Source organism: Mycobacterium alsense, assembly GCF_002086635.1.
In the GTDB taxonomy this organism is placed as follows: Bacteria; Actinomycetota; Actinomycetes; order Mycobacteriales; family Mycobacteriaceae; genus Mycobacterium; species Mycobacterium alsense.
The window spans coordinates 1-4334 of sequence record NZ_MVHD01000105.1; the positions used below are offsets into that span (position 1 = coordinate 1).

Here is a 4334-nt window from a genome sequence, read left to right on the forward strand (position 1 = left end):
GGCGGGGGCGGCATCTCCGCGCGCGGGGGCGCGGGTCGCGCGGCCGGCTTTCGCTGCCGGTGCGGCGTCCAACTCTGGCCGTCCCAGTAGCGCTGGGCGTTGGAGTCCTGTGGGTCGTCGTACCAGCCTGGCTGGTTAGGCGTCGTCATGAAGCGGATCCTCCCGGTTGGCCGAACTTGCGCGCAAGGCACCGAAATAGACTATGGCGCACCGACATACGGCGCATGACGGCGCTCGGTCACCCGCCGTCCTCGCCCCACCTCATGTCGAGTTCAACATCGTCGCCGTTGACCTTGGTGACCTTCATGTGGGAAGTGACGTTGGTCCCGTCGGGACCGGTGAAGTGACACTCGAACGTCGCACCGACCTTCGCCTTGACCCCAGACGGGCAGCTGGTGTCGGTCGGGATGAAGCCGTTCTGCCGCGAGACCGCATTGGTGAGCGTTTTCGCGGCCTTGTCCGCCACGATCGTCTTTTCGCCGAACAGCGACAGGAACACCACCACGCTGACAATTCCCCCGATCACCACGACGGCCACGGCCACGGCGATGATCAGCGGAGTCCGGGATCGTCGCGGCGTTACCCCAGGCGGTTGACCGGGGGGTGACCACCGCGGCTGTGGGCCCGCCGGCGCGGGCGGGAACGGTGACGGGGGCGGGAACGCGGCCGGCTGGGGTATGGGCTGCGGGACCGGCTTCGCCTGACGGTGGGGTGTCCAGCTTGGGCCGTCCCAATAACGCTGCGCGTGCGGGTTTTCGGGGTCGTCGTACCAGCCGGCCGGCGTCGCCATGAGCAGATCCTCCATTCCACGAACTGCACCCGACGAGGCGAAAACCGATACCCGGCCTCGCTGATAGGTGCCGGTAATTATGGTCGCCGTTACGGCGGTTGGCAAGGATTCGTCCGCCCGGCCACACATCGGCGATCGCCCGCGGTCGGCGCTCGACCAAAGGCACTCTGCCTCAAGGCTTTTCAATGTTTTCGCGGGCATCCACCTATTGTGTCCAGACCTTGAAATCCTCGCCCCAAACGCCGGCGCCGGTGCGGATCATGTCGAGCACCGCTTCGATCGGTTGGGCTTGGCTGCCGGCGTCGCCGCCCTCCTCTTCCTGATCGCCGCTCGAACCCATCCCCACCAAAGCGTCCGCGCTGGTGTACCACGGGCAGCCGGAGTCCCCGGGCAGCTGCACCATGTTCGACGACAGCAGCGCGAGCTCGGGTCGCTTGGGGTCGAACCGAACGCCTTTGATGACACCGTTGGTCTTGGCGGTGCGTTGGCCGAACTTGGTCACGTAATCGCCTCGGCTCACCGAGGTGCTGACCCCCGAGAAGAAGGGCTCCAGCGAAAAGCGTCGGTAGAGCGAAAAGATCGTGTAGCCACGGGCGCCGACCAATTTGCCCGCGTCGTTCGTGAGGTCTTGCTTCCAGGCGACCACCACCCCGATCTGCACACCGTTGTCGGCGTATACGGGTTCGTTGGGCACCGAGTCCGAGCAGTGACCCGCGGTCACCGCGAGGCGATCCTGGCGGGCGTTGAAACCGAAGAACCCCAGCGAGCAGGAGTGCCTGCCGATTTCGATCGGCATGCCCACGGCCAGGTCTACGTGGGCGGCGGCGGCCGGCGGCGCGACCGCCAAGGCGACCGCCAGCAGCAACCCCGCCGCGAGCGCGGCCGCCGTCCTGGCCCGCTGACCGCGGAATGTGTGGTCCATCGTCGAGTTCCTGTCGCCGTTGCCCGCCTTCGCGGCCGGCCTTGATGCCCGGCCCCGCGAGCATGCGGCGCACGGCTTGGAACATTCTCAAAGAACTCCCCCGCGCCCGATGAAATCTCGGGCGAGGCAGGCGGTGACGATTCAGAACGGACTGACGGTGGTGTCGCCGCGGATGAGCATCCCGTGGCCGGTGTCGTCGTTGGTGAAGCGAATGCCGTCGGTGCGCGCGACGACCGTCCAACCCTGGATGCGGTAGGTCCGGCCCGGGACGAGGGTGTCGAAGGGCGGATGGTCGTAGCCGACACCGATGTTCGCGCTCCGGAAGCTGAACTGGCCCGACGCGGTGACGATGGCTTGGTCGTCGTCGACCGAGGCTTGTGCAAATTGACCCTGGCAGACGACATTAGGGCCGACTCCCGGGTCGGCGTCATCCGATCCGATCTCGCACAGCATCGGCGGTGTTTGGATCTTCACCTTGGCGTCATGGCCGGCGGTGGGGTCGGCGCCCGCCGGTGGCGCGGCGGTCGACACGGCGATGCCCAGTGCCGACGACCCGGCGAGCAAAGTCAGTGCGATCTTTTTCATCCCAGTCCTTCCGCGGAATGCGTCGACATGTTTCGCTAATGCCAGCATGCTCCGAAATTCGATCGCCCGCGGGTGATCACGTCGATAGGCGGCCCAGGCATGGCAAGCCAAGAATCCTTTCAGGCCTTGACGGCACGGTAGAAGACATGACGAATTCACCCGGGGGCCCGGACTGGTATCCGGACCCGACCGGTAAGCCGGGGCTCATGTATTGGGACGGCCGGCAATGGCATGCGGACGTTCCGGCCGCCACCCCACCGGCCGAGGGGCCGCCCGTCCCACCGGCGCCGGCGGCGGCGCGGCCCCGGCGCCACACGGGGCTGGTGGCCGCCCTTTTTGCGGCCGCCGTGGTCCTCTTCGGGATCATCGGCATCACCGGCTACCTGCTGCTCAGGCAGTCGCACCGACCCCAAACCCCGGCCGCCCCGCCCGCGCCGGCTGCGTCGGCTCCCCAACCCGCGCCGACTTCGAGCGCAACCCCCACCACCCTGAACTTCACGATTCCGTCGGGCAAGATCTGTCAGGTCACCGCGCAACGGGTGACATGCCAGACGTGCGTCCCAGGACACGTGATCACCAACCTCTACACGTGCACCGACCCGGCTCCCGCGTTGGCCGTCGACACGCAGGGCATCCTCGACGAGAACCCCCCGGACATGGCCTCGCCCCCCGGCCCCCAGGAGCTCACATCCGGCCAGACCTACCACGTCAGCGGCTGGACGATCGTGGTCAGCGGCGGTTGGACGCGATTCATCAACGACACGACCGGCCACGGCCTGGCCATCGCCGCCCAGAATTTCGATTCGTTCTGACGGGTCCCGTTGAGCTATGGGCCATCTCGGCTCCCGGGGATCGCACCGGCTCGCCAAGGATCCTCCAAGGCGGTCACGGCACCCTGGCCGTGTGAGCTGCCGACAGCCGACCCTAAGCGGACCCGGAATTCGGTCCGTTGCAGATTTTTGCCCCAAAGAGCGAAAACACGTTCACAATGAGTCATCCGGGCAGAGCCGGGAAGGGAACGCCGTCATGAGGAAATCCACCGCCTCGGGCGCGCTTTTTGGCTGCCGGTTTCGGTCAGACTAAGGGGCCCGCATGAATACGCCGATCACACGCCAAGTCATCCAGCGCGACAAGCTGGGTGCGCTGACCAAGATCGGGCAGGGCGGCCAGGGCGTGGTGTACGGCGCTCCCAACGTCAAGACCAAGTTCGCCGATGCGATGGTCTACAAGGAATACAAGGCCCAGACCAAGGCCGACATCGACTTCACCGCGCTGGCGGCCATGCCCGCCCTGGTCGAAGACTCTCTGACCTACTCCCAGGCCGAGCGCCTGGTCTCCATCGCGGCCTGGCCGTGCGCGATTGTCGAAGACGACAGCGGGCCAAGGGGATTCGTGATGCCGGCGATTCCGGCGGAGTTCTTCATCGAGCTGAGCACCGCCAAGGGCGCCGCGTCGTCCACCGCGGAGTTTCAGCACCTGCTCAACCACTCCTCGGTGCTGACGGCCCGCGGCATCGACATCGATGACGCCCAGCGCTATTGGCTGCTGCGCGAGCTCGCCTCCGGGCTGTCGTTTTTGCACAAGCACGGCGTCTGCGTCGGCGACATCTCACCGAAAAACCTGCTGTTCACCCTCACACCGCATCCCGCGGTGTTCTTCATCGACTGCGACGCCATGCGCATCAACGACGTCTCGGCGCTGCCCCAGATGGAAACCCCCGGCTGGAGCGTGCCCCCCGGCCAGGAACTGGCCACCATCTACTCCGACACCTACAAACTCGGCCTGCTGGCGCTGCGACTGCTCGCCGGCGACCAAGACACCAAAAACCCCCAACACCTGCCACCGGCCACACCCGCCCTGCTACGCCAAATCATCACCGACACCCTGACCAACGACCCCGAGCGACGGCCGTTACCCGAAGCCTGGAGCTACGTGCTCGGCCACGCCATCGAAGAAGCCCAGCACGACAAGAAGACCGCCGCCGCAGCAGCCGCCGTCAGCGTCCCGCTGGAACCACCCCCCACCCCCGTCGTGCAC

Annotated in this window: 6 protein-coding genes; 2 read left to right on the forward strand and 4 right to left on the reverse strand. The window is 66.6% G+C overall.

The window, feature by feature from the left end; translation table 11 throughout:
• From BST11_RS29340 to BST11_RS26515, 4 genes are all read right to left on the reverse strand, one after another.
• The coding region (locus tag BST11_RS29340; protein ID WP_142276603.1) for a DUF2510 domain-containing protein at window positions 1–149 on the reverse strand (149 nt) is incomplete at its 3' end.
• An 89-nt stretch (window positions 150–238) separates the two neighbouring features.
• Entirely contained in the window at window positions 239–790 is a 552-nt protein-coding gene (locus BST11_RS26505; protein WP_083141143.1) for a DUF2510 domain-containing protein, read from the reverse strand.
• Window positions 791–995: 205 nt separating this feature from the next.
• The gene (locus BST11_RS26510) at window positions 996–1712 is read right to left on the reverse strand and encodes a S1 family peptidase (RefSeq protein WP_244897792.1); all 717 of its coding nucleotides are present in this window, start codon (window positions 1710–1712) and stop codon (window positions 996–998) included.
• A gap of 141 nt (window positions 1713–1853) precedes the next feature.
• Window positions 1854–2297 carry a hypothetical protein gene (locus tag BST11_RS26515; RefSeq protein ID WP_083141140.1) on the reverse strand — a complete coding sequence of 148 codons (444 nt, stop codon included), beginning with the start codon at window positions 2295–2297 and terminating at the stop codon, window positions 1854–1856.
• 146 nt (window positions 2298–2443) lie between these two features.
• Between BST11_RS26515 and BST11_RS28255 the strand changes: the two genes are divergently transcribed.
• Both BST11_RS28255 and BST11_RS26525 read left to right on the forward strand, forming a co-directional pair.
• The gene (locus tag BST11_RS28255; protein ID WP_211284800.1) at window positions 2444–3109 is read left to right on the forward strand and encodes a DUF2510 domain-containing protein; all 666 of its coding nucleotides are present in this window, start codon (window positions 2444–2446) and stop codon (window positions 3107–3109) included.
• Between the two features lie 280 nt (window positions 3110–3389).
• Window positions 3390–4334, forward strand: a 945-nt coding sequence (locus BST11_RS26525) for a protein kinase family protein (protein WP_083141142.1), incomplete at its 3' end; no start/stop codon positions are given.